This is a genomic window from Micromonospora sp. NBC_00898 (assembly GCF_045207895.1).
GTDB lineage: Bacteria > Actinomycetota > Actinomycetes > Mycobacteriales > Micromonosporaceae > Micromonospora.
Map to the genome: position 1 here is coordinate 4,872,026 of NZ_CP108775.1, position 22,045 is coordinate 4,894,070.

Consider the following 22,045-nt stretch of genomic DNA (forward strand, 5'->3'; position numbering starts at 1 on the left):
GAAAGCCATCATGCGCAATAATCGGGCCATGACGTCTCGCGTCCCGCACCGGATCGCGGTGCTCGCCGTCGACCAGGTGGTCGGGCTCGATCTCGGCACCCCCGCCCAGGTCTTCGGCACCGCCCGCACCGGCGATCTGACGCAGCTCTACACCGTCGGCGTCTGCACCCCGGGCGGCCGGCCGGTCCGCAGCACCGCCGGCTTCCAGGTCCTCCCCGACCACGGGCTGGAGCTGATCGAGACCGCCGACACGGTGATCGTCCCCGGCGTCCACGGCGGGTCCGCACTGACCGACGGCACCGTCGACCCGGACGTCGCGGCGGCGCTCCGGGCCGCCCACCAGCGCGGCGCCCGGATCATGTCGATCTGCACCGGCGCCTTCGTCCTCGCCGCCGCGGGGCTCCTCGACGGCCGCCGGGCCACCACCCACTGGGCCTACGCCAGCCTGTTCCGCCGGCTGCACCCGGACGTCGACCTGGACCCGGAGGTGCTCTTCATCGACGACGGGGTGCTCACCTCGGCCGGCGTGGCCGCCGGCATCGACCTCTGCCTGCACGTCATCCGCACCGACCACGGCAGCGAGGTGGCCAACCGGGCGGCCCGGCGCTGCGTGGTGCCGCCGTGGCGGGACGGCGGGCAGGCCCAGTACATCGAGCGGCCGATCCCCCGGGCGGCGGCGACCGGCACGGCGGCGACCAGGGAGTGGGCCCGGCAACGGCTGCACGAGCCGGTCGCGCTGCGCGACCTGGCCGCGCACGCCCGGATGAGCGTACGCACCTTCACCCGGCACTTCCGCTCGGAGACCGGGCTCAGCCCGGCGCAGTGGCTGCTCCAGCAGCGCACCGAGCACGCCCGGCTGCTGCTGGAGACCACCGACCTGACCGTCGACCAGGTGGCCCGCCACGCCGGCTTCGGCACCACCGCCGCCCTGCGCCAGCATTTCCACCACCGCCTCGGCGTACCCCCCGCCACCTACCGCCGCGCCTTCCGCCACACCTCCTGACCCCCGGCCCCTGCCCCTGCCCCTGCCCCTGCGATCTTGCAGTTTGGGTCTCTCCGATGTACCTGTTCGCGGCTTTTGGCCGGGCACAAACTGCAAGATCGACGAGGTTGGGGGCGAGGGGCGGGTCAGGGGTGGAGGCGGGTCAGGGCGGCGCGGGCGTCATGGAGGTGGACGTTGATGGGCGGGGTGGGGGGGGCGGGGGTGGCGGCTTGGCGATGGTGGTCGGGAGGGGCGGTCAGCGCGGCTGTCATGGCCGGTAGCGGCCGGGCTGACAGCTCGGTCACCCCGTCGGCCAGGGCGGTCAGCGCGTCGGCCAGGGCGGTGGGCTCGTCGATCGGGGCGGTGGGCTCGTCGGTCGGGGCGGTGGGCTCGTCGGTCGGGGCGGTCGGCGCGTCGGCCCGGGCGGGCCGGTCGGTTGGGTCAGGCAGCCGGGCTGGGGGCCGGTTCGACGGGGCCGCGGCCCGGGCCAGTCGGTCCTGCACGTCGTCGCAGAGCAGCAGGACGGCGGCGACCAGCACGTCGACGCCGTCCAGCGGACGGTCGGCCTGCCGCAGCCGGGCCACCCGCCGACGGCCCCGTACCGTGCGACCGGCGACCCGCCGGGCGGCGGCGCGGGCCCTGGACAGCTCGCCGAGCCGGGCGTGCGCGTCCCGGGCATGCTCGCAGGCGTCCCGCGCCTGCGCCACCGAGCCAAGGCGCAGCGAGCCGGCCGCGGTACGCAGCGCGTCCGCCGTGTCCCGCAGGATCTCCCGGACGGGCCTCTCGACCAGCTTCACCGGGTCGGGGGTGAACAACACCTGGCTGCCGAGGAGCCCGACGAGACCGCCGACGGCGGCGTCCACCAGGTAGTCCACCGGGGAACTCGACGCCCCCACCGCCACCACGATCAGCACGGCCGCGCCGGCCTGGATGTAGGTCAACGGCCGTGGGTCGATGAGCGCCGCCATCGACATGGCCAGGGCGACCGCCGGCACGATCAACCAGAAATCGCTACCGGTGCGGAGCGCGCTCACCACCTCCCCGACCACGACACCGGCCAGCACCCCGACGAACAGGTCGACGGCCTGCCGCGCCCGGCCGCCCATGCCGGCGGTCATGCAGATCAGCGCGGCGGTGGCGGCGAAGATCGGCGTCCCGTGGCCGAAGAGCGACTGGGAGATCCACCACGCGAGGCCGGCCATCAGCCCGCCCTGGACGATCAGCGGCGCGGCCACCCGCAGCCGGTGCCGCAACAGGCCCGGTCCGCGGATGTCGAACGCCGACCGGCGGGCCGGGAGCCAGCGGGCCGGCCTCACCGGGCCGGGCGGCTCACGACCCGGCCACGGGTGCGCGGGCCGCGCCGTCCCGCAGCACCCGGAGCTGGGTCAGGTGCATCGGCAGGTGGACGCGGGTGTGCAGGTCGAGGGTGCGCCCCCAGGGCAGGGAGTCGTCGACGTCCAGGTCGAAGCCCTCGCTCAGGTGGGTCTCGACCGGGGTGTCGGCCGCCGGGCCGAGCCGTTCGACCAGCACGCAGAGCTTCTGGCTGGTGGCCCGGAGCAGGGTGGCGAGCGCGTCCAGCCCCCCGCACTCCGAGACCAGCGCGTCGAGCTGCGGCCGGTGGATCGTCTCCAGGTCGTAGTAGGCGAACGGCGACCCGGCGAGCACCGCCTCCGTCGCCTCGCTGAGCAGCTCGTCGTTGGCGGCCAGGTGCGCCACGATCTGCTCCGCGCTCAGCTCCCCCTCGGCCGGCGCCCCGAACCCGCCCGCGTCCACCTCCGCGAGCACTTCGTCATAGACCCGCCGCAACCCCCCGCTCTCCATCCCCGCAGTCAACCCCGCCCCCACCCGCCGATCAGGGAGTTATGGGGCCCGCTTCACCCGGATGAGGGGATTCGCCCACGACCACAACTCCGTGATCGGCGGGGTGAGGGGGCGGGGCGGGGTCAGCGACGGCCGTGGCGGGCGCGGAGGTAGTCGCTCACCACGTACTCGCCGAGGTCGTCGAGGTCGGGGGTGAACATCCGGCCCTTGGAGCGGCGGGCCACGGCGTCGACGAAGCGGCGCAGGCCCGGGTCGTCGCCGAGCATGAACAGGTTCAGCTTGGCGCCGTACCGGGTGAGCTTGTCCACCTCGCGGATGGTCGCCTCGATCGTCTCCGGCAGCGGCGGCCAGTGGAAGTAGGCCTCCCCGTCCTCCGGGTCGAGGTGCGCGGTGGGCTCGCCGTCGGTGACCACCAGGACCACCGGTTCGGCGCCCGGATGCCGGCGCAGGTGCCGGCCGGCCAGCCGGAGCGCGTGCTGGAGGTTGGTGCCCTGCTCCAGGTCCGGTTCGACCGCCGCCAGTTCCTGCTGGGTCAGCGGCAGCGCCTCCCGGCCGAAGCCGATGATCTGCAACGCGTCCTGCGGGAACCGGGTCGCCACCAGGTGCGACAGCGCGAGGGCCGTCTGCTTCATCGGCCCCCAGCGCCCCTGCGAGATCATCGAGTACGACAGGTCGACGCAGAGCGCCACCGCCGCCGACGCCCGCCGCTCGGTCTCCACCACTTCGAAGTCGGAGACGTCGAGCTGCACCGGCACGGTGGGGCCGGCGCGGCGGACCGCGCGGGTGAGGGTGCGGACCACGTCGAGGGGCTGCTCGTCGCCGTACTCCCACTGGCGGGAGGCCCCGCTGACCTCGCCCGCGGCGCCCGCCGAGCGCAGGTCGTGCTGGCCGCGCGGCCCGGCGGTCAGGTCGGCGAAGACCCGGCGCAGCGCGGTGCCGGCGAGCCGGCGCAGCGCCTTCGGGCTCAGGGTCAGCCCGTCGGAGTCCCGGCTCACCCAGCCCTGCCGGCGCAGCTCCCGCTCCAGCTCCCGCAGCCGGCGTACGTCGTCGGCGGCGTCCCGGCCCAACGTCCGGGCCACCGCGTCGACGTCCACGTCGTCCAGAGTGGCGCCCGCGTGCTCCTGGTCGAGGGAGTCCAGCAGCTCGTCCAGCTCGGCGATCTCGCCGAGCGCCCCGGTCGCCTCGCCGTAGCCGAGCGGCTGGTCACCGCGGACCCGCTCCCCGCGCTGCCAGTTCAGGTCGGGCCGCAGCGCCCGCAGGTGGGCGTCGAGCGCGGAGAGCTCACCGGCGAGCTGCTCGCCGAGCGACTGGCGCATCAGCCCGGCCAGCTCCTCCCGCTGCCGGTCGGACAGCGACCGCATCAGCCGCTCCCCGGCCGCCGCCCGGCGGGCCAGCACGTCGACCAGCTCGTCGACGTCCTTCGGCTGCTCCGGGAAGAACTCGCCGTGCCGGCGCATGAACTCGGCGAACGCGTCGGTGGTGTCCTCGGCGCGGGCGTGCCGGGCCAGCAGGTCGTTGAGATCCCGCATCATCTCGGCGAGCTGCCGCTGGGCGGCCGGGTCGGCGGCGGCCCGGGCGGCGTCCCGCAGCCCGGCGAAGCGCTGCTCCAGCACCTCACCGCGCAGGCCGTCGAGGATCCGCTGGTACGTCTGCCGGGCCTCGTCGCTGGCCCACTGGTAGCCGGACAGCTCCTCCACCGCCCGGGCGGTGGAGCTGGGCAGGTTGTCCAGCACCGCCTCGGCGAAGCGGGCGTCGTCGCCGTCGCGGCCACGCAGCTCGTCCCGCTCGGCGGCGAGGGCCTGGTCGAGCAGGGCCCGGGCCCGGGTCACCGCCCCGTCCAGGTCACCCCGGCGCAGCGCGTCGCGGCGCAGCCGCCGGGCCCGGGCCGCCAGGTCGTCCAGGCCGCCCCGCCCCTGCGGGCCCCGCCGCAGCAGGTCGCGCAGCGCCTCCCGGAGGCTGCCGCCGTTCAGCACCTCCGCGCCGACCGCGTCCACCGCCTCGCGCACGTCGTACGGCGGGGCGAGCGGGTCGGGCCCGCCGCGCCACTGGCCGTACCGGAACCGGTTGCCGGCCATGGTCAGCCCCGGCCGCCGTAGACGGTCCGCCCGGTCTCGGTGACGTCCTTGCCGAGCCGACGGGTCAGGTGCAGCCCCTCCAGGACGAACTCCATCCCGGCGGCGGCCTCCTCGGGGGTGGGCGCGTCGCCCAGCCCGAGCCGGTCGAGCACCTTGGCCAGCCCGGGCACCGGTCCGACCTGGCGCAGCAGCTCGGCCGAGGAGACCAGCTCCCCGGTCTCGATCACCGCGCCCTCGGCGACCAGCCCGGTGAACCCGGACAGGTCCAGCCCGGCGAGCCGGGCCCGGAACGTCTCGGCGGTGGCGGTCCGCAGCAGGTGCGCCAGCACCTCGATCTCCCGCCCCTCCTCGCCGCTCTCGAACTCGACCTTGCCGCGCAGGGTGGAGGTGACGGAGACCGCGTCGCCCACCCGGGCGACCGGCGCTTCGCCCCGTACGTCAGCAGAAGCGGCACCGGCGAGCAGGCCGGCGCGGCGCAGCGCGGCGGCGGCGACCGTCTCGGCGGCGGCGATGGCGAACCGGGCGGAGACGCCGGAGCGCGGGTCCACCGACGGCGACTCGCGGACCGCGCGGGCGAACCGGGCCAGCACCTCCAGCACGTGCTCCGGCACGTCGGCGACCAGGTCGGCCTCCTGCCGGATCAGGGCCAGCTCCAGCTCCAGGTCGACCGGGTAGTGGGTGCGGATCTCCGCGCCGAAGCGGTCCTTGAGCGGGGTGATGATCCGGCCCCGGTTGGTGTAGTCCTCCGGGTTGGCGCTGGCCACCAGGAGCAGGTCCAGCGGCAGCCGCAGCTGGTAGCCGCGGACCTGGATGTCCCGCTCCTCCAGCACGTTGAGCAGCGCCACCTGGATGCGTTCGGCCAGGTCGGGCAGCTCGTTGACGGCGAAGATGCCGCGGTTGGTGCGCGGCACCAGTCCGAAGTGGATGGTCTCCGGGTCGCCGAGGGTGCGACCCTGGGCGATCCGGATCGGGTCGACGTCGCCGATCAGGTCGCCGACGCTGGTGTCCGGGGTAGCCAGCTTCTCGCCGTACCGCATCGAGCGGTGCAGCCAGCCGACCGGCAGGTCGTCGCCGGCCTCGGCGACCAGCGCCACCGACGCCGGGGTGAGCGGGTGCATCGGGTGCTCGTTGAGCACCGAGCCGGGGATGACGGGGGTCCACTCGTCGAGCAGCGCGCCGAGCGAGCGGATCAGCCGGGTCTTGCCCTGGCCGCGCTCGCCGAGCAGCACCATGTCGTGGCCGGCGAGCAGGGCCCGCTCGACCTCGGGCAGGACGGTGTCCTCGTATCCGACGATGCCGGGGAAGCGGTCCTCGCCGGAGCGCATCCGGGCGAGGAGGTTGGCGCGGATCTCCTGCTTGACCGTGCGGTAGTCGTGGCCGGACGCCCGCAGCTCGCCGAGCGTGCCGGGCAGGTCGGCGGGCGGGACCGGGGAAACCTGGTTGGGCGCAGTCACCCGAGCAACGCTAGCTCAGGTTTCTGCCCGTTCCCGCCGATCGCCGGTCAGCCCCGCTGGCAGCGCCGGCAGGCGCCCCGGCGGCGCAGGTGGTAGGCGTAAGGTGGCGGCGGCGAGCGCCGGCCCCCAGAACGGCCAGAGCAGCATCGGCGCGCTGGCCATGGTGTCGGCGACCAGCCGGTCCAGCTCGGTCAGGGTGCGCTGCGGGGCGGTGCCGGCCGGCGCCCGCGCCCCGCTCCCGGTCTCCCGGAGCAGCCCGAGCACATGGTCCAGGTCGTCCATCGCGTGCCGGCTGGTCTCCTCGATCGCGGTGAGCGCCCGGCGGGCGAACTCCGGGTCGGTGTCGAGCAGCTCCCGGGCGGCGCCGGCTTGGAGGGTGGCCACGGTCAGCGCGTGCCCGACGGAGTCGTGCAGCTCGCGGGCGAGCCGGTTGCGCTCGGCCAGCCGGGTCGCCCGGGCCTCCAGGGCGGCGAGCCGCTCCCCCTGGGACGGGCCGAGCAGCACCGGCGCCATCGACGCGGCGAGAGCGCCCAACCCGGCCACCGCGTACCCGAGCCCGACCAGCAGCAGCACCCCGGTCAGCGTCGTCCAGCCCGGATCCCGACCGGCCAATGGACCGAACGCGGTGGCGTCCACCGGCCCGGTGTCGACACCGAACTGCTGGGCGATGAAGACCAGCGCCATGGGGAACGCGCTGATCGCCGCGAAGAGCACCAGCCCGCCGGTGACCAGGTGCAGGGCGATCCAGAGCGCCGACCGCAGCCGCGTCTCCCGGTCGATCCGCCAGCCCGCCGCCGGCTCCGGCAGGTCGACCGCGAGCAGCGCCCCCGCGGCGGCGATCTCCAGCGTCCGGCTGCCGGCCAGGAAGACCGGTACGGCCGCGAGCACCGCGCCCACCAGCAGCAGCCCCGCGCCCACCGGCCGGGGTACGTCGTCGTTGGCCAGCAGCTGGGCGAAGGCCGCCGCGAGCAGCGCGTACGCCAGCACGAGCACCCCGCCGAGCAGCAGGAACACGCCGCGTCGCCAAGTGCTGCCGCCGACCAGCGGCGCGAGGACGCCCGGGGAGTCACCCCGTCATTCTCCGCCGACGGCCGCCCTGCCGGCTCCCCCGGATCGGGGAGATCGCCGCCCACGGGCGGGGAGCACTCAGCGGTGCTCGTCGACGTACTGCTCCGGATCCTTGTCCGCGAAGCGCAGGTTCCGGCCGTTCCTGTGCTCGCCGTAGAACTTCAGCCAGCGCGACCCCAGCTCCGCCCGCAGCTCGGCGCTGGCATGCCGGCGGAAGTCGGGCAGCGCCTCGTCCTCCTCCTCGGCCAGGTGCTCGCTGTTCTCCCGGCGGGCGTCCCAGACGGCCGCCCACCACTCGTCCGAGCCGACCGGGTGCCGCTTCGACTCGGCGATCGCGTCCCGGATCTTGTTGTGGTCGCCGATCGCGTCGGAGGTCTCGTCCTCGCCGTCGTCGCCGTGCTTCACCAGATGCGGGTAGAGGATCGTCTCCTCCGCCTCGGCGTGGATGTCCAGGTGCAGCGCGAGCGCGTCCCAGATCGCCAGCAGCTCGGCGTCGTCCCGGGCGTCGTCGAGCCGGGCGAAGCCGCGCCGGAAGGCGGCGTGGTCGTCGAGGATCAGCGCGGTGATGTCGTCCATGACAGGCTCACTTCCCGGTACGGGCACGAATCAGCTTCGGCACCGCGGCCAGCCCGGTGATCGGGCGGAACTGTCGGGCCTCGGTGGACAGGGCGGCGTACTCGTCGTCGGCCAGGTCGATCTCGGCGGCGGCCGCGTTGCGTTCCATCTGCTCCACGCCGGACGCGCCGGGGATGGCCACCACGTTGGGGTGGCGCAGCAGGTAGGCCAGGGCGATCTGGCTGGGGGTGGCGTCGTGGGCGTCGGCCACCTCGCGCAGCGTCGCGAGCAGGGCGGTACCGCGTTCCAGGTTCTCCGGCAGGAAGTACGGGTTGGCCCGGCGCACCGCCCCGCTCGGCGGGTTCTCCGCGTCGTACCGGCCGGAGAGAAAGCCCTGCGCCAGCGGGCTGTACGCGATGACGAGCCGGCCGGCCTGCTCCGCGTACGGGATCAGGTCCGCCTCCGGGCCGCGGTCGATCATGCTGTAGCGGACCTGGTTGCTCAGCACCCGGCGGCCCAGCGCGGCCTCGGCGAACCGCCAGCGGCGCAGGTTGTAGTTGCTGACTCCGACCTCGCCGACCAGCCCGACGTCCTGGAGGGCCCGCATGCCGCGCATGGTGGTGGTGTCGGCGACCACCGGGTTGGGCTGGTGCACCTGGTAGAGGTCGATGCTGCTGACGCCGAGCCGGGCGGCGGAGGCGACCGCGCGCTGCTGCACCACCGGGGCGATCGGCAGCACCGGGAAGACCTTGCTGGCCACCACGACCTTGGCCCGGTCGTCGCCGAGCGCCGCGCCGAGGATGCGTTCGCTGCGGCCGAAGCCGTACAGCTCGGCGGTGTCGAAGAGGGTGACGCCGAGGTCGAGCGCCCGCCGAACGATGTCGACGCTCCGGCGCTCGTAGTCGGGGCCGTAGCCCCACTCCTTCGACCCGAACTGCCAGGTACCGAGACCGATCTTGGAGATCGGCTTGGGGGTGTCGAGCTGGACGAAGCGCATGGCCTCGAAGCTACCCGGCAGGGCTGGCCGGCACGCCTGTTCCGCTTCCGCGACGGGCCGCCTCCCGGTCGGCGGGAAGCGGGGTGGGGGCGCGGGGCGGCAGGACTAGGCTCATGATCCGTGACCTATCTTGCCGCCGATGAGCGCTACGACACCATGACCTACCGGCGCAGCGGACGCAGCGGGCTGCGGCTGCCCGCCATCTCGCTCGGGCTGTGGCACAACTTCGGGCCGGACCGGCCGTTCGAGCGGCAGCGGGACATCGTCCGGCGCGCCTTCGACCTCGGCATCACCCACTTCGACCTGGCCAACAACTACGGCCCGCCGCCGGGCTCGGCGGAGGAGAACTTCGGCCGGCTGCTCGCCACCGACCTCAAGCCGTACCGGGACGAGCTGGTCGTCTCCAGCAAGGCCGGCTACCTGATGTGGCCCGGCCCGTACGGCGAGTGGGGCTCCCGCAAGTACCTGGTCTCCTCGCTGGACCAGTCCTTGCGCCGGATGGGGCTGGACTACGTCGACGTCTTCTACTCCCACCGGTTCGACCCGGACACCCCGCTGGAGGAGACGATGGGCGCGCTGGACGCGATCGTCCGCTCCGGCAAGGCACTCTACGTCGGCGTCTCCAACTACACCTCCGAGCAGACCGCCCGGGCCGCCGCGATCCTGCGCGACCTGGGTACGCCATTGCTGATCAACCAGCCGTCGTACTCGATGCTCAACCGCTGGACCGAGGACGACGGCCTGCTGGACACGTTGGAGAAGGTGGGCGCCGGCTGCATCGCGTACAGCCCGCTCGCGCAGGGCCTGCTCACCGACCGCTACCTGGGCGGCATCCCCGAGGACTCCCGGGTACGCACCAGCGTCTTTCTCAACGAGAGCGACCTGAGCGCGGAGAAGATGGCCACCATCCGGGCGCTCGGCGCGATCGCCGAGCGGCGCGGTCAGACGCTGGCCCAGCTGGCGCTGGCCTGGGCGCTGCGCGACCCGCGGATGACCAGCCTGATCATCGGCGCGAGCAGCGTCGCCCAGTTGGAGGGGAACGTGGCCGCGCTGGACAACCTCGACTTCACCACCGAGGAGCTGGCCGAGATCGACCACCACCTGGGCTGACCCGCGTTCCGCCACGGTCGGTGGTCGGACGGTCGCCGCCGGACCACCAGATCCGGCGGCGGCCGGCGCGGTGGTTGCGTACCTCGCAGGGCCGGCCGGCCGGCACACCGCCGGCCCCCCGCAACCGCATCCCGACGGTGGCGGCCCGCAGCACGGTGACCACCGCGGCGGCCCCGGCCACCAGCGGCCAGCGGACGCCGCCGAGGTCGGTCACCGAGGCCACCGGCACCCCGGCCTCCGCCGCCGAGGCGCCGGCACCCGACGCGCCGGCCGGTGGGACGGTACGCGCGGCGGTGCGCCCGGCTGCGGTGGACGGACTGCCCGAGGGGCCGCCGCGGGCGCCGGGCGCGGTGTCGGAGGACGACCGGAACACCACGTCGGAGCAGGAGTAGTAGGTGTCCTGGGTGTCGGAGTTCTGCCAGATGATGTAGATCAGGTGCCGGCCGCCGCGGCCCGACGGCAGCCGCCCCGGCAGCTGGTACGCGCCGGCCCGGATCGGCGGGTCGGTGACCGTCAGGAACGGCCGCGTCTCGAGGTCGGCCCAGGTCAGCCGCCGGCTCGGGTCGTAGGAGGCGGTGGTGGCGTAGAGCCGGAACGTGCCCCGGTGCGGGATCGTGGTCCGGTACCGGAAGGTGTAACGGCCGCCGGCGGTGAGGGTGGTCGCCGGCCAGTCGGCGCGCGGCAGGTCCAGCCCCCGGTAGGCGGACAGCCCACCGCTGCACAGCTCCCCGTCGGGGATCCGCTCCCGGTCCCGGCCGTCGATCCGGGCGACCCGGATGCGGCTCGCGCGCTGCGGGCCTTCTCCCCGCCGCGTACCGGGGGCACGGGTGGCCCCCCATCCCACCGCGTACCGGCGGCAGGGCTGCTCTTTTCTTTCTGTGTCGCGTCCCGCCGCCCGGCGTCGGCCGAACGGTCGGTCCGGTGGGGACGGTTCGGCTGCGGGGCGGCGGGCGGCGCAGGTCTGGCCCTACAGTGACGACACCCTGTGATCAAGGAGCGTCCCGTGTCCGAGCCGCCACCGGCGCCAGATTCCCCCCGGACCGCCGCGGCGGCCGGGCCGACGGGTGGCGACGCACCCGCCGACGCCACGCCGTACCTGCTCGTCATGCCCACCTCCGACGGGTCACCGCCCGGCCTGGTGTGGCCCGGCCAGGAGGGTCAGCCCGCCTGGGCCATTCCGGTCACCGTCCCGGCCGGCACCCGCGGGTACGCGGTCTTCCTGCCGCTGGTCCCGGCGCAAGGCGGCCACGGGCCGGTCGCGATGGCCGGTCCCGTGGCCGGGGCCGGCGCGCCGGCCCCGGTGATCCCCGCGCAGCTCGTGACGCCCGGCGCGACCCGGGTCACCGCGCCCGTGCCGACCGGGTCGGACGAGCCCGCGTCGGCGGGCACCGCCGAGGCCGAGCGCGCTACGCCTGACGCACCGGCGCCCGCCGTCGACGGCCCGGCGGAGCCGGGACCGGCCGGCACCGAGGGGGCGACACCCGCCGCCGGTACGTCCGCGCCACCGACGGCCGCTGCGGCGGCCGACCTGGGCCCGGCCTCGCCGGCCGGCCAGGGAGCGGCCGCACCCGGCACGCCGGCCTCGCCGGCCGCCGGGGCGCAGCCCGCGACCGGACCGGCGCAGCCCGCCGCCGGCGCGACGCCGGCCGGCCCCCCGCCGACCGTGCCGCAGCAGCGCCCCGTGCCGGGCGGTCCCGGGGCCGTGCCGCAGCCGGCGACCGGCCCGGCCGCCACCACGCCGCCGTACGCCGCGCAGCCGGCAGCGCCCTGGGCGACCTACCCGCCGCAGCCCGGCGCGGGCTGGCCCCCTCGCCCGCAGGTCCCCCGCACCTCGTTCCTCGGGGCGAAATGGCCCGGGCCGCGGCGGGGCACCGGCCGGGCCACGCCGCTCGCGGTGCTCGCCGGCGCGCTCGGGATCGCGTTCTTCGTCCCGCTGAGCCGGACCGGCATCGGCTGGTTCCTCGGCTGGCTGGTCCTCACCGTCGGCGTGCTCGCCGCGGTCCGGCGGGGCACGGCCGAGCTGCCCCGCACCGAACGCCTGGTCCGCGGCGGCTGGGCGGTGGCGGCCCTGGCGCTGCTCTCCGTCCTCGCCTTCCGCAACGCCTGGTGGCTGGTGACGTTCTGCGTGCTCGGCGCGCTCGGCTGCGCGATGCTGGCCATCGTCGGCGGCCGGCTGGTCCGCTCGATCCTGTTCAGCCTGGTGGCCGCGCCGTTCGCGGCGTTCCGCGGCCTGCCCTGGGTACGCCGGCACATCACCGCCTCCCCCGACCCGGGGATGCTCCGTCGGGTCACCGGTTCGGTGGTCGCCACCGTGGTGGTGCTGCTGGTCTTCGGCACCCTGCTCTCCTCCGCCGACGCGGCCTTCTCCGAGGTTCTCGGCGCGATCGTCCCGGAGACCAACGTCGGCACGGTGTTCCGCTGGATCTTCCTGGCCGCGGTGGGCGCGCTGATCGCGGTCGCCGCCGTCTACACCCTGGCCGCCCCGCCGGACCTGTCCACGGTCGACAAGCCGAGCAGCCGCAACCTGGGCCTGCTGGAGTGGGCCCCGGCCATCGGCGCGCTGACCCTGCTCTTCGCCGGCTTCGTCGTCGTGCAGTTCACCGTGCTCTTCGGCGGCCAGCGGCACGTCCAGAAGGTGGCCGGCCTCAGCTACTCCGAGTACGCCCGCAGCGGCTTCTGGCAACTGCTCTTCGTCACCCTGCTGACCCTTGCCGTGCTCGGTGGGGTGAGCCGCTGGGCCAGCCGGGAACGCCAGCTCGAGCGCACCCTGCTGCACGTCCTGCTCGGCCTGCTCAGCGCGCTCAGCGTGGTGATCGTGGTGTCGGCGCTGTCGCGGATGTACACGTACCAGAAGGTCTACAGCTTCACCGGCGAGCGGATCTTCGTGATGGCGTTCGAGCTGCTGCTCGGGGCGGTCTTCCTGATGATCCTGGCCGCCGGGCTCCGGTGGCAGGGCCGGTGGATCCCGGGCGCGACCGTGGGCCTGGCCGTGGTGATGCTGCTCAGCCTGGCCGTGCTCAACCCGGAGGACTACGCCGCCCGACGCAACATCGTCCGGTACGAGCAGACCGGCAAGATCGACGCCTGGTACCTGCGGGCGCTCTCCGCCGACGCCACGCCCGCCCTGACCCGGCTGCCCGACCCGGTCCGGCGGTGCACGCTGAGCTGGATCGACGACGACCTGGCCGAGCCCGACCCCTGGTACGCCGGGAACCTCGGCCGGTACCGGGCCCGGCAGGCCCTCGACCGGATCGGGAAGAACGCCGTCGGCGGGCCGAAGGACTGCCGGGCGGCGGACCAGTTCGACCTGCCCAAGAGCCGCCGTACGCGCTGACGCCCCGTCGGGCGGGGACGAGGAACGCCCTGGACCGGGATCAGCTCCCGATCCAGGGCGTTTCGCGTCAGGGGCGGTCGTCGAGGAGTTGGTCGAGGTTGATGGCGGTGCTGATCAGCGAGAGGTGGCTGAACGCCTGCGGGAAGTTGCCGACCTGCTCGCCGGTGGGCGCGATCTCCTCCGAGTAGAGGCCGAGGTCGCTGCTGTACGTGAGCATCTTCTCGAAGATCAGTCGGGCTTCGTCGAGCCGACCGGAATGCGCGAGCGCCCGGACGTACCAGAACGTGCACATGCTGAAGGTGCCCTCGCTGCCGCGCAGGCCGTTGGGTGAGGCGGCCGGCTCGTACCGGTAGACGAGGCTGTCGGAGACGAGCTCGGCGTCCATGGCCCGCAGGGTCGACTGCCACATCGGGTCGGCCGGCGACACGAATCCGACGCCGGGCATGGTGAGCAACGCCGCGTCCAGGACGTCGGTCGCGTAGTGCTGCACGAAGGCACCGCGTCCGGGGTGGAAGCCGCGCGCCATGATCTGTTCGTAGATGTCGTTGCGGGCGCTCGCCCAGCGGGTGGTGTCGGCCGGCCGGCCACGGCGGTTCGCGAGGCGGATGGCACGGTCGAGTGCCACCCAGGACATCAGTCGCCCATAGGTGAAGTCCTGCCGGCCGGCGCGGGTCTCCCAGATCCCGTCCTCGGGTTGGTCCCAGTGGTCGCAGAGCCAGTCAGCCAGTCGCCGCACGTTCAGCCACCCCTGGTATGAGCCCTGAAACCCGTGGCAGTCGGCGAGGTGCAGCGCGATCATGGCCTCACCGTAGATGTCGAGTTGCAGTTGGTCGGCCGCGCCGTTGCCCACGCGCACCGGGCTCGATCCGCGGTATCCCTCGAAGTGGTCGAGCACCTCCTCGGTGAGATCGGGTGAGCCGTCGACCCGGTACATGATCTGGAGCGGCACGCCGGCAGCCGCCGAGTCGCGGATGCGGTCGTTGACCCACTCCAGATAGCGACCGGCCTCGTCCGTGAAGCCCAGTCCGAGCAGCGCGTGCACGGAGAAGGACGCGTCCCGGATCCAGGTGTAGCGGTAGTCCCAGTTGCGCTCGCCGCCGATCTGCTCGGGCAGTCCGGCGGTGGGGGCGGCGATCAGCGCGCCGGTCGGGGCGTACGTCATCAGCTTGAGCGTCATCGCGGACCGCTCGACCATCTCCCGCCACCGACCGGTGTAGTGGGAGCGGTCGAGCCAACGCCGCCAGAAGTCGCGGGTCTGCTCGAGCATCTCGCACACCTCACCCGAGCTGAGCACGCGTGGCGGGTCAGGCGACGCTGTTTCCAGCACGACGCCACCGATTTCGCCCTCTCGGAACGTGCCGATCCCAGACACGCCCTCGCTGGTACGCCGGAGGTAGTCGACCCCGATCTCGACGTCGCGGACGGGGTTCAGGGTGAGGGTGAGGCTGGGAGTGCGGTAGACGACGCCGTCCGGATACTCCTCGAGTTCGTGCGGATCGCGCCCGTAGTTGAACCGTGGTTGGCACTCGATGCGGAACCGCATCGTGCCGCGAACGATCCGGATCACGCGGACCAGGCGGTGCCGGTCGGTGGCGCGATCTCCCGCGACAGGCATGAAATCCACGAGTTCAGCCACGCCGTCCGCGCTGAGAAAGCGGGTGATCAGGATCGGCGTTCCAGGCACGTACAGCTGTTTGCTCCGGTAGTCGACCCCAACGGGCGAAACCTGGAAGTACCCACCCTCGTGCCGATCGAGCAGGCCACCGAAGATGCTCGGCGAGTCGAAGCGGGGGGCGCAGAACCACGTCCCGTCTCTGCTCACGAGCGCCGCGGTCTGCAGGTCGCCGATCAAGCCGTGGCCCTCCACGGCAGGGTACGAATCCACCAGACCTCCCCGCCTTCGCCGCACCGACTGCGGCGACTACCCGCAGGCAGGCGGGGCACACCTCAGCCATGCGGGTCCGGCTCCTGCCGGAAATGACGAAAGGCGCCCGTCGTTTCCGACGAACGCCCTGGTCATGAAGGGTGGAGCCGAGGGGACTCGAACCCCTGACCCCCACACTGCCAGTGTGGTGCGCTACCAGCTGCGCCACGGCCCCTTGCTGTCGTCCCCGGTCGCCCGGGCACGCAGAGAACTATACACACGCCGGTCAGCATGGTCATCTCGCGGGGGTCCCCCGGCCGCGGGGCTCAGTTCAGGGCCACGTCCGGGGGGAAGTGGGCCACCGCAGCCATCATGCCGCCCTGCCGGCGCAGCACCATCGGCCAGAGGTCGTCCGGCCGGTCGACGAAGGCGTCGCCGGGCAGCGCCTCGAGGACGAACCAGGACCCCTCCTCGATCTCCCGCTCCAGCTGGCCCGCGCCCCAGCCCGAGTAGCCGGCGAAGACCCGGATGCCGCCGAGCGCGTCCCGCAGCCGCTCCGGGTCCGCCGAGAGGTCGACCGTGCCCACCGCGCCGGAGACCCGGTGGAAGCCCTTCACCGGCTTGATCGGGTGCCGCATCCGGGCCAGGCAAATGGCCGAGTCCGGTTGCACCGGGCCGCCCTCGAAGAGCACGGCGGGGTGGCGGGCCAGGTCGCTCCAGTCCCCTAGGACGTCGGCGACGGGCACCTCGGTGGCGCGGTTGAGCACCACGCCGAGGGCGCCGCCGGGCTCGTGGGCGACCAGCAGCACGACGGTACGGTCGAAGTTGGGGTCCTTCAGCGTCGGAGTCGCGACCAGCAGCCGTCCGGTCATCGACTCCATGGCCCGACCACCGATCGCCTGTCCCTCCTGCATGTCGGACATTCGTCACCCGCGCGCCCGGACAGGGATCCCGACGCCGTCGACCATCCGCGCTGTCAACGCCATGCCTGGCACCATAGCCTGCGCCCCGCACGCTGGCTAAGGTCTGACGGGCGGGTGATCGAACTTGACTGAGGGAGGGCCGATGGGGCCGACGGCCGAGCTGGCGGTGATCGGTGGGTCGGGCCTCTACGCCCTGCTCGACGGTGCCACCGAACACGTGCTGGAGACGCCGTACGGGGCACCGTCGGACCCGGTCACCATCGCCGAGGTGGGCGGTCGGCGGGTGGCCTTCCTGCCCCGGCACGGACGCGACCACCGTTACCCGCCGCACCTGATCCCCTACCGGGCCAACCTCTGGGCGCTGCGGTCCCTCGGGGTACGGCAGGTGCTCGCCCCCTGCGCGGTCGGCGGCCTGCGACCGGAGCTCGGCCCGGGCACCTTCGTGGTGCCGAACCAGCTCATCGACCGGACCAGTGGCCGCACCCAGACCTACTACGACCGGGGGGCGGTGCACGTCTCGTTCGCCGACCCGTACTGCCCCACCGGCCGCCGCACCCTGCTGGACGCGGCGGCGGGCCGGGACGTCCCGGCGGTCGACGGGGGGACGGTGGTGGTGGTCGAGGGGCCGCGCTTCTCCACCCGGGCCGAGTCCCGCTGGTTCGCGGCGATCGGCGGGTCGGTGGTCAACATGACCGGCCACCCGGAGGCGGTGCTCGCCCGCGAGCTGGCCCTCTGCTACACCTCGATCGCGCTGGTCACCGACCTGGACGCGGGCGTGGAGAGCGGCGAGTCGGTCACCCAGGAGGAGGTCTTCCGGGTCTTCGGGGAGAACACCGACCGGCTGCGCGGGGTGCTGCTGGACGCGGTGGCCGCGCTGCCCGCCGAACGGGACTGCCCCTGCGGCCGGGCGCTGGACGGGATCAAGCTGCCCTTCCCGCTGCCCTGACCGTCCGCCAGACGCGGGAAGCGCCCGCCTGAACCGCAACGCCCCGATAGATTCGGCTGGTCGGGGGACTGATCATTGAGCCGTCTCCGGCGCAGCGCAGCAGACGGAGGCAGCCGGCGATGGCAACGGTCCGCGACATGACGTACGACCTGCTGCGCGAGCTGGGCCTGACCGTGGTCTTCGGCAACCCCGGTTCGACCGAGGAGCCGTTCCTGCGGGACTTCCCCACCGACTTCCGCTATGTGCACGCGCTCCAGGAGGCGGCGGCCGTGGGCATGGCCGACGGGTACGCCCAGGCCACCGGGCGACCCGCGCACGTCAACCTGCACACCGCTCCGGGCACCGGCAACGGCATGGGCAACCTGGTCACCGCTTGGCACAACAAGACGCCGCTGATCGTCACCGCCGGCCAGCAGAACCGGTCGATGCTGCTGATCGAGCCCCGGCTGGCCAGCCGCCGGGCGGCGGAGCTGACCCAGCCGTACGTGAAGTGGAGCCACGAGCCGGTCCGGGCGCAGGACATCCCGGCGGCGCTGATGCGGGCGTACGCGACGGCCGTGCAGCCCCCGACCGGGCCGGTCTTCCTCTCCCTGCCGATGGACGACTGGGAGCGGCCGGCCGACCCTCCGCCGCAGGTGCGCGGCGTGGCCACCCGGTACGCGCCGGACCCGGTGCGGCTGCGCGACTTCGCCGCCGTGCTGGCCGCCAGCCGCTCCCCGGCGCTGGTGTTCGGCCCGGCGGTGGACCGGGCCGATGCCTGGCCGGCGGCGGTCGCCCTGGCCGAGCGGCTGGCCGCGCCGGTCTGGTCCTCCCCCGCGCCGGAGCGGGCCGTCTTCCCCGAGGACCACCCGCACTTCCGGGGTGTTCTGCCGTTTGCGATCGAGCCGCTGGCGCGGGCGCTGCGCGGGCACGACACGGTGCTGGTGATCGGCGCGCCGGTGTTCCGCTACTACCCGCACCTGCCGGGCGACTACCTGCCGGACGGGACGCGGCTGCTGCACGTCACCGACGACCCCGACGAGTCGGCCCGAGCCCCGGTCGGAGAGAGTCTGCTCGGCGACGCCGGGCTGGCCCTGACGGGCCTGCTGGACCTGCTGCCGGCGACGAACCGTCCCGCCCCGGCCGCCCGCCCTGAGCCGGGACCGCCCGCGCAGTCGAGCCCGCCGAGCGCGGACGCCCTCTTCGCCGCGCTGGCCCGGCACTGGCCGGCGGACGGCGTACTGGTGCAGGAGTCCCCGTCCAACCTGTCCGCGCTGCGCCGCCGGCTGCGGGTCACCCGACCCGGTTCGTACTTCACCATGGCCAGCGGGGGGCTGGGGTTCGGGTTGCCGGCGGCGGTGGGGATCGCGCTGGCGGAGCGGGACACCGGGCGCGGCCGGCCGGTGGTGGCGGTGATCGGCGACGGCTCGTTCCACTACTCGGTGCAGGCGCTCTGGACCGCCGCGCAGCTCCGGCTGTCGCTGCCCGTCCTGGTCCCGGTCAACCAGCAGTACGCGATCCTGAAGGCGTTCGCCGAGCTGAAGCACACGCCCGGGGTGCCCGCGCTGGACCTGCCCGGGTTGGACGTCGTCGCGGTGGCGCACGGCTACGGCTGCGCCGCCGAGGTGGTGGACCCGGTCGACCGGCTCGGCGACGCCCTGGGCGCGGCGCTGGCCGCCGACCGGCCGACGGTGCTGCCGGTGCCGATCAGCACCGAGGTGCCCCGCATCCTGTAGCCGTCGGCCAGCCACGCCGGGCGGGGTCGGCGGGTCGGCCGAGCACCGGTCAGCGCTGCCCGACCACCAGCGGCGTGCCGGTGAGCACGTCGAGCACCGGCCGCACGCCCAGCGGGGCCCGCAGCGTGACGGTGACCGGATGGATGAGCAGCTGGTCGGTGCAGGCGCCGGTGGAGCGGGTCACGCCCCCGCCGACCACCACCACGTCGTCGCGCTCCAGCACCAGCGGCGTGATGCCGGTGTCGCAGGCCCCGACCCCCAGCCGGTAGGTGAGCCGCGCGCCCTCCGCGGGCGCCGCGAGGTCCTGCGCGCCGACCACGCCGCCGGACGCCGGGCGGGTCGGCGCCACCCCCTCCGGTACGGCGGTGACCGCGCTCGGCGCGACGGCGAGCCGGGCCACCGGGGCCTTCAGCTCGGTCACGGTGAACAGCCAGGCCGGCACGTCGGCCACTCCCCGGCTGGTCCGTACCGGGGCGGTGCCCAGCCGCGCGGCGGTCACGGTCAACGGGAGGCAGACACCCTCGTCGGCAGGGCTGCTGCTGACCCAGCCGTCCGGCCCGGGTTCGATGGTCGGGCCGCCGCCCTTGGGCCGCCCCGGTTCCTTGGGCCGGCCGCCGCACGCCGGCGGATCGCCCTGGTCCAGTTGGGCGTACGCCTCTGCGGCACTGACCAGCGGCACCCGCAGGGTCCCGTCGGGGAACCGGATGCTCCCGGCGCCCGGCGTCGCGGTGGGCAGCCCGATCTGGTCGCGGTACCAGCCCAACTGGAACGCCGCCTCGGTGTCGGGGCCGAAGCCGGGGTCGCCGGTCAGCACCGTGGCGTCCTGCAACGGGACGTACCCCCTACGCCACGCCGGGCCGGGGCGCCAGGCCTCGGCCACCTCGACGGCCCGCTGGTCGAACGCCTCCCAGCGGTGGTCGGGGTTGCCGGCGGACGACCCACCGGCGGCGGGGCCGGAATCGGCCGGGGCACAGCCGGCGGCGACCAGGAGGGGGAGCCCCAGCAGGGCGATCGCGCGACGCATGCCCGTTGGACGCCCCGCCCGTCCCACCGGTTCCCGATGTCGGCCCGCCCCGCCGGCCTTCCGATCCCGCCTGGCCACTTCCGCTCTCCGCCCCGATCGCAACATCACGGACCGTGGCGCCTGGCAGATGTGGTTCCCCCCGTGGCGATATGACTGTCCGGCATATTTATGCCCGACAGTCATATCGCCACGGGCACACCGTGCCCGGGCCGGACGGGCAGGCGGACGGACCGGGCTGGGCGCGAGACGGCCGACCGGGCGGGTGTTCGCGGTCAGGTCTCCCCGCCCAGATCGGCCTGGTACGCCTCCCAGAGCAGGTCGGCGCCGCGCTGCCGGTGCCGCTGCAGGGCCCGCAGCAGGTGCCCCGCCCGCCCGCACAGCTCCTCGTCCGGCACGCCGGGCAGCTCGGCGACGTGCTGGACGGCGACGATCGCCGCGTCGATGGCGGCGTGTTCCCGGGTGAGCAGTCGGACCCCCCGGTCCAGGCGCGGGGCGTGGTGCAGCAGCTCCGCGTAGAGGCCCGTGGGTCCCTCGGTGAGCCGGACGTGCTCGACGAAGCCCTGCCGGACCGGACTGAGGTGGGTGACCAGCCGCTCCCGCCAGCGGGGCTCGCCGGCCGGTGCGGCGAGGGTGCGGGCGAGGGCGCGCACGTCGTCGAGGAGGGTGGGCCGGTGCTGGCGCGCGACGGGCGGACGGGCCGTCGCGACGACGGTGGACGGCTGCTGGATCGGACCGGTGACCATGGGCACCTCCCGCGCTGCTGCGCTACCGCGTACAGCGATGGTGGACCTGCCCGACGGCCCTGTCCAGGGCCCTCGAATGCCTCATCTGCCCCATCCGTCCCACCGACACCAGAAGTGCTCACAGGCCCAGCGGATTGCCCGCCATGGTACGGAGCTGGCCGGCGAGGCCGTGCGCATCGGCGTCCCGCCCGTCGGTCGGGCGCCCCGCCGTGATGGCGTCGGCGAGCGCCCGCAGCTCGGACGGTGGGAGCGTGGCCAGGCCCATCCCCTGCAACGGGATTGACTGGGCCCCGGTTGGTGGTCCACCGGCTATGAGAGCGTTGGTTGCCGGTTGCTGATCCACTGGTCGTGGAAGGCTTCGGGGGTGAGCCAGTCCAGCGAGCCGTGGGGTCTGTAGGTGTTGGGTGGGGCAGGTCCGGAGACGACTGTGCGCCCCGGTCCAGGTGGACCGGGGCGCACAGTCAGGTGGTGGAGGTGCCGGGAATCGAACCCGGGTCCTTCGCCGGTTTGTCAGGGCTTCTCCGAGCGCAGCTCGCTATGCCTCTACTCGGCCCCACCGCTCACGCGAGCGAGTTGGTGTGACGGGCCCAGTCGCTGATTGATCTCGCCGCACGGACCCCGCGACCGGGTCCGGTTGGCCAGCCTTCTAGCTGATGCCGGCTAACTGGGTCGAAGGCGCTCCCAGGCCGACAGACTCACTACTCGCCTCAGGCGGCGAGAGCGAAGTCAGCGCGATTGTTCTTGGCGCTTATTGGTTTCCGACGAACGATTCTCGAGACGACGTCGGCTTCCTCGGCTCGCTTCCCCTGCCGCAACGTACGAAGTCGAAACCAGTCACCCCCTCGACGGGCCACCTTCGTGGTGGCACTGATAAGCCTAACGCCTGCCGCAACGGGTTTCATCCCGAGCCCCGGGCCGGCGTGCCGACCGGGACATAGCGGACAAATTAGTCGTCCATGCCCTTGCCGCGCCGGCCGGCCACCCGGGCGATCTCCCGGTCCGCGTCCCGCTTGGCGAGGTCCTGCCGCTTGTCGTACGACTTCTTACCCTTGGCCAGGGCGATCTCCACCTTGGCCCAGCCGTCGGAGAAGTAGACCTGCAACGGCACCATGGTCAGGCCGCCCTCGCGGGTCTTGCCGATCAGCCGGTCGATCTCCAGCCGGTTGAGCAGCAGCTTGCGGGTACGCCGGGGCTCGTGGTTGGTCCAGGTGCCCTGGGTGTACTCCGGGATGTGCATGCCGTGCAGGTAGAGCTCGCCGCTGCGCTCCTGGGCGAACGCGTCGACCAGCGACGCCCGCCCGGCCCGCAGCGACTTGACCTCGGTGCCGGTCAGCGCCATGCCCGCCTCGTACGTGTCGAGGATGGCGTAGTCGTGCCGTGCCTTCTTGTTGGAGGCGACCACCTTGCGACCCTTTTCCCGTGGCATCGGCGCCA

18 protein-coding genes, 1 tRNA gene, 1 other RNA gene and 1 pseudogene are annotated in these 22,045 nt (G+C 74.0%); 5 read left to right on the top strand and 16 right to left on the bottom strand.

Annotated elements, in window-relative coordinates; all coding sequences use genetic code 11:
* The first annotated feature begins 10 nt into the window (after nucleotides 1-10).
* Nucleotides 11-1,003: a GlxA family transcriptional regulator gene (locus tag OG799_RS23665; protein ID WP_406037616.1), complete on the top strand. Its 993-nt coding sequence runs from the start codon at nucleotides 11-13 to the stop codon at nucleotides 1,001-1,003.
* 125 nt (nucleotides 1,004-1,128) lie between these two features.
* On the opposite strand, the gene OG799_RS23670 is transcribed toward OG799_RS23665, so the two are convergent.
* The 7 genes from OG799_RS23670 to OG799_RS23700 form a co-directional block, all read right to left on the bottom strand.
* On the bottom strand, nucleotides 1,129-2,298 hold the full coding sequence (locus OG799_RS23670; RefSeq protein ID WP_406037618.1) for an FUSC family protein: 1,170 nt from the start codon (nucleotides 2,296-2,298) through the stop codon (nucleotides 1,129-1,131).
* Nucleotides 2,299-2,311: 13 nt separating this feature from the next.
* Nucleotides 2,312-2,803: a hypothetical protein gene (locus OG799_RS23675; RefSeq protein ID WP_406037620.1), complete on the bottom strand. Its 492-nt coding sequence runs from the start codon at nucleotides 2,801-2,803 to the stop codon at nucleotides 2,312-2,314.
* A gap of 122 nt (nucleotides 2,804-2,925) precedes the next feature.
* Complete coding sequence (locus OG799_RS23680; protein ID WP_406037622.1) at nucleotides 2,926-4,878, bottom strand: vWA domain-containing protein; 1,953 nt, start codon at nucleotides 4,876-4,878, stop codon at nucleotides 2,926-2,928.
* A gap of 2 nt (nucleotides 4,879-4,880) precedes the next feature.
* Nucleotides 4,881-6,332: a magnesium chelatase gene (locus OG799_RS23685; RefSeq protein ID WP_406037624.1), complete on the bottom strand. Its 1,452-nt coding sequence runs from the start codon at nucleotides 6,330-6,332 to the stop codon at nucleotides 4,881-4,883.
* A 15-nt stretch (nucleotides 6,333-6,347) separates the two neighbouring features.
* On the bottom strand, nucleotides 6,348-7,346 hold the full coding sequence (locus tag OG799_RS23690; RefSeq protein ID WP_406037626.1) for a sensor histidine kinase: 999 nt from the start codon (nucleotides 7,344-7,346) through the stop codon (nucleotides 6,348-6,350).
* Nucleotides 7,347-7,478: 132 nt separating this feature from the next.
* Nucleotides 7,479-7,976 (bottom strand): hemerythrin domain-containing protein, encoded by a 498-nt coding sequence (locus OG799_RS23695; RefSeq protein ID WP_406037628.1) that lies wholly within the window; start codon nucleotides 7,974-7,976, stop codon nucleotides 7,479-7,481.
* A gap of 7 nt (nucleotides 7,977-7,983) precedes the next feature.
* Nucleotides 7,984-8,952, bottom strand: coding sequence for an aldo/keto reductase (locus OG799_RS23700; RefSeq protein ID WP_406037630.1), 969 nt, complete (start codon nucleotides 8,950-8,952; stop codon nucleotides 7,984-7,986).
* A gap of 120 nt (nucleotides 8,953-9,072) precedes the next feature.
* Here OG799_RS23700 and mgrA point away from each other — a divergent pair, with 120 nt between their 5' ends.
* Nucleotides 9,073-10,062: an L-glyceraldehyde 3-phosphate reductase gene (mgrA, locus tag OG799_RS23705; RefSeq protein ID WP_406037632.1), complete on the top strand. Its 990-nt coding sequence runs from the start codon at nucleotides 9,073-9,075 to the stop codon at nucleotides 10,060-10,062.
* On the opposite strand, the pseudogene OG799_RS23710 reads toward mgrA, so the two are convergent.
* Nucleotides 10,019-10,924, bottom strand: a pseudogene (locus OG799_RS23710) (lytic polysaccharide monooxygenase); the annotation flags it as partial. The gene mgrA and the pseudogene OG799_RS23710 sit on opposite strands and share 44 nt — an antisense overlap.
* A gap of 141 nt (nucleotides 10,925-11,065) precedes the next feature.
* Between OG799_RS23710 and OG799_RS23715 the strand changes: the two are divergent.
* A complete protein-coding gene (locus tag OG799_RS23715) occupies nucleotides 11,066-13,396 on the top strand; it encodes a DUF4153 domain-containing protein (RefSeq protein WP_406037634.1) in 2,331 nt (776 codons plus the stop codon).
* 67 nt (nucleotides 13,397-13,463) lie between these two features.
* On the opposite strand, the gene OG799_RS23720 is transcribed toward OG799_RS23715, so the two are convergent.
* The 3 genes from OG799_RS23720 to OG799_RS23730 form a co-directional block, all read right to left on the bottom strand.
* On the bottom strand, nucleotides 13,464-15,281 hold the full coding sequence (locus tag OG799_RS23720; protein WP_406037636.1) for a glycoside hydrolase family 15 protein: 1,818 nt from the start codon (nucleotides 15,279-15,281) through the stop codon (nucleotides 13,464-13,466).
* A gap of 141 nt (nucleotides 15,282-15,422) precedes the next feature.
* Nucleotides 15,423-15,495, bottom strand: a tRNA-Ala gene (locus OG799_RS23725).
* A gap of 91 nt (nucleotides 15,496-15,586) precedes the next feature.
* Nucleotides 15,587-16,183, bottom strand: a complete 597-nt coding sequence (locus tag OG799_RS23730; protein WP_406037638.1) for a YqgE/AlgH family protein — start codon at nucleotides 16,181-16,183, stop codon at nucleotides 15,587-15,589.
* 142 nt (nucleotides 16,184-16,325) lie between these two features.
* Between OG799_RS23730 and OG799_RS23735 the strand changes: the two genes are divergently transcribed.
* Together OG799_RS23735 and mdlC are read left to right on the top strand one after the other, a co-directional pair.
* A complete protein-coding gene (locus OG799_RS23735; protein ID WP_406037640.1) occupies nucleotides 16,326-17,129 on the top strand; it encodes an S-methyl-5'-thioadenosine phosphorylase in 804 nt (267 codons plus the stop codon).
* A gap of 119 nt (nucleotides 17,130-17,248) precedes the next feature.
* On the top strand, nucleotides 17,249-18,844 hold the full coding sequence (mdlC, locus tag OG799_RS23740) for a benzoylformate decarboxylase (protein ID WP_406037642.1): 1,596 nt from the start codon (nucleotides 17,249-17,251) through the stop codon (nucleotides 18,842-18,844).
* A gap of 49 nt (nucleotides 18,845-18,893) precedes the next feature.
* Here mdlC and OG799_RS23745 read toward each other — a convergent pair whose 3' ends face one another.
* The 5 genes from OG799_RS23745 to smpB form a co-directional block, all read right to left on the bottom strand.
* Nucleotides 18,894-19,868 carry a hypothetical protein gene (locus OG799_RS23745; protein ID WP_406037644.1) on the bottom strand — a complete coding sequence of 325 codons (975 nt, stop codon included), beginning with the start codon at nucleotides 19,866-19,868 and terminating at the stop codon, nucleotides 18,894-18,896.
* Between the two features lie 272 nt (nucleotides 19,869-20,140).
* The gene (locus OG799_RS23750; RefSeq protein WP_406037646.1) at nucleotides 20,141-20,611 is read right to left on the bottom strand and encodes a hypothetical protein; all 471 of its coding nucleotides are present in this window, start codon (nucleotides 20,609-20,611) and stop codon (nucleotides 20,141-20,143) included.
* A gap of 118 nt (nucleotides 20,612-20,729) precedes the next feature.
* A complete protein-coding gene (locus OG799_RS23755) occupies nucleotides 20,730-20,876 on the bottom strand; it encodes a hypothetical protein (RefSeq protein WP_406037648.1) in 147 nt (48 codons plus the stop codon).
* A gap of 201 nt (nucleotides 20,877-21,077) precedes the next feature.
* Nucleotides 21,078-21,453, bottom strand: a transfer-messenger RNA (tmRNA) gene (ssrA, locus tag OG799_RS23760).
* Nucleotides 21,454-21,557: 104 nt separating this feature from the next.
* The gene (gene smpB / locus OG799_RS23765; RefSeq protein ID WP_238451288.1) at nucleotides 21,558-22,037 is read right to left on the bottom strand and encodes an SsrA-binding protein SmpB; all 480 of its coding nucleotides are present in this window, start codon (nucleotides 22,035-22,037) and stop codon (nucleotides 21,558-21,560) included.
* Between the last annotated feature and the right edge of the window lie 8 nt (nucleotides 22,038-22,045).

Excerpts from the sequence above, each read along its gene's own strand:
- OG799_RS23665 (WP_406037616.1), top strand. The coding sequence starts at position 11 with ATGCGCAATAATCGGGCCATGACGTCTCGCGTCCCGCACCGGATCGCG.
- OG799_RS23675 (WP_406037620.1), bottom strand. The coding sequence starts at position 2,803 with ATGGAGAGCGGGGGGTTGCGGCGGGTCTATGACGAAGTGCTCGCGGAG.
- OG799_RS23680 (WP_406037622.1), bottom strand. The coding sequence starts at position 4,878 with ATGGCCGGCAACCGGTTCCGGTACGGCCAGTGGCGCGGCGGGCCCGAC.
- OG799_RS23695 (WP_406037628.1), bottom strand. The coding sequence starts at position 7,976 with ATGGACGACATCACCGCGCTGATCCTCGACGACCACGCCGCCTTCCGG.
- OG799_RS23700 (WP_406037630.1), bottom strand. The coding sequence starts at position 8,952 with ATGCGCTTCGTCCAGCTCGACACCCCCAAGCCGATCTCCAAGATCGGT.
- OG799_RS23730 (WP_406037638.1), bottom strand. The coding sequence starts at position 16,183 with ATGTCCGACATGCAGGAGGGACAGGCGATCGGTGGTCGGGCCATGGAG.
- OG799_RS23735 (WP_406037640.1), top strand. The coding sequence starts at position 16,326 with ATGGGGCCGACGGCCGAGCTGGCGGTGATCGGTGGGTCGGGCCTCTAC.
- mdlC (WP_406037642.1), top strand. The coding sequence starts at position 17,249 with ATGGCAACGGTCCGCGACATGACGTACGACCTGCTGCGCGAGCTGGGC.
- OG799_RS23745 (WP_406037644.1), bottom strand. The coding sequence starts at position 19,868 with ATGCGTCGCGCGATCGCCCTGCTGGGGCTCCCCCTCCTGGTCGCCGCC.
- OG799_RS23750 (WP_406037646.1), bottom strand. The coding sequence starts at position 20,611 with ATGGTCACCGGTCCGATCCAGCAGCCGTCCACCGTCGTCGCGACGGCC.
- OG799_RS23755 (WP_406037648.1), bottom strand. The coding sequence starts at position 20,876 with ATGGGCCTGGCCACGCTCCCACCGTCCGAGCTGCGGGCGCTCGCCGAC.
- smpB (WP_238451288.1), bottom strand. The coding sequence starts at position 22,037 with ATGCCACGGGAAAAGGGTCGCAAGGTGGTCGCCTCCAACAAGAAGGCA.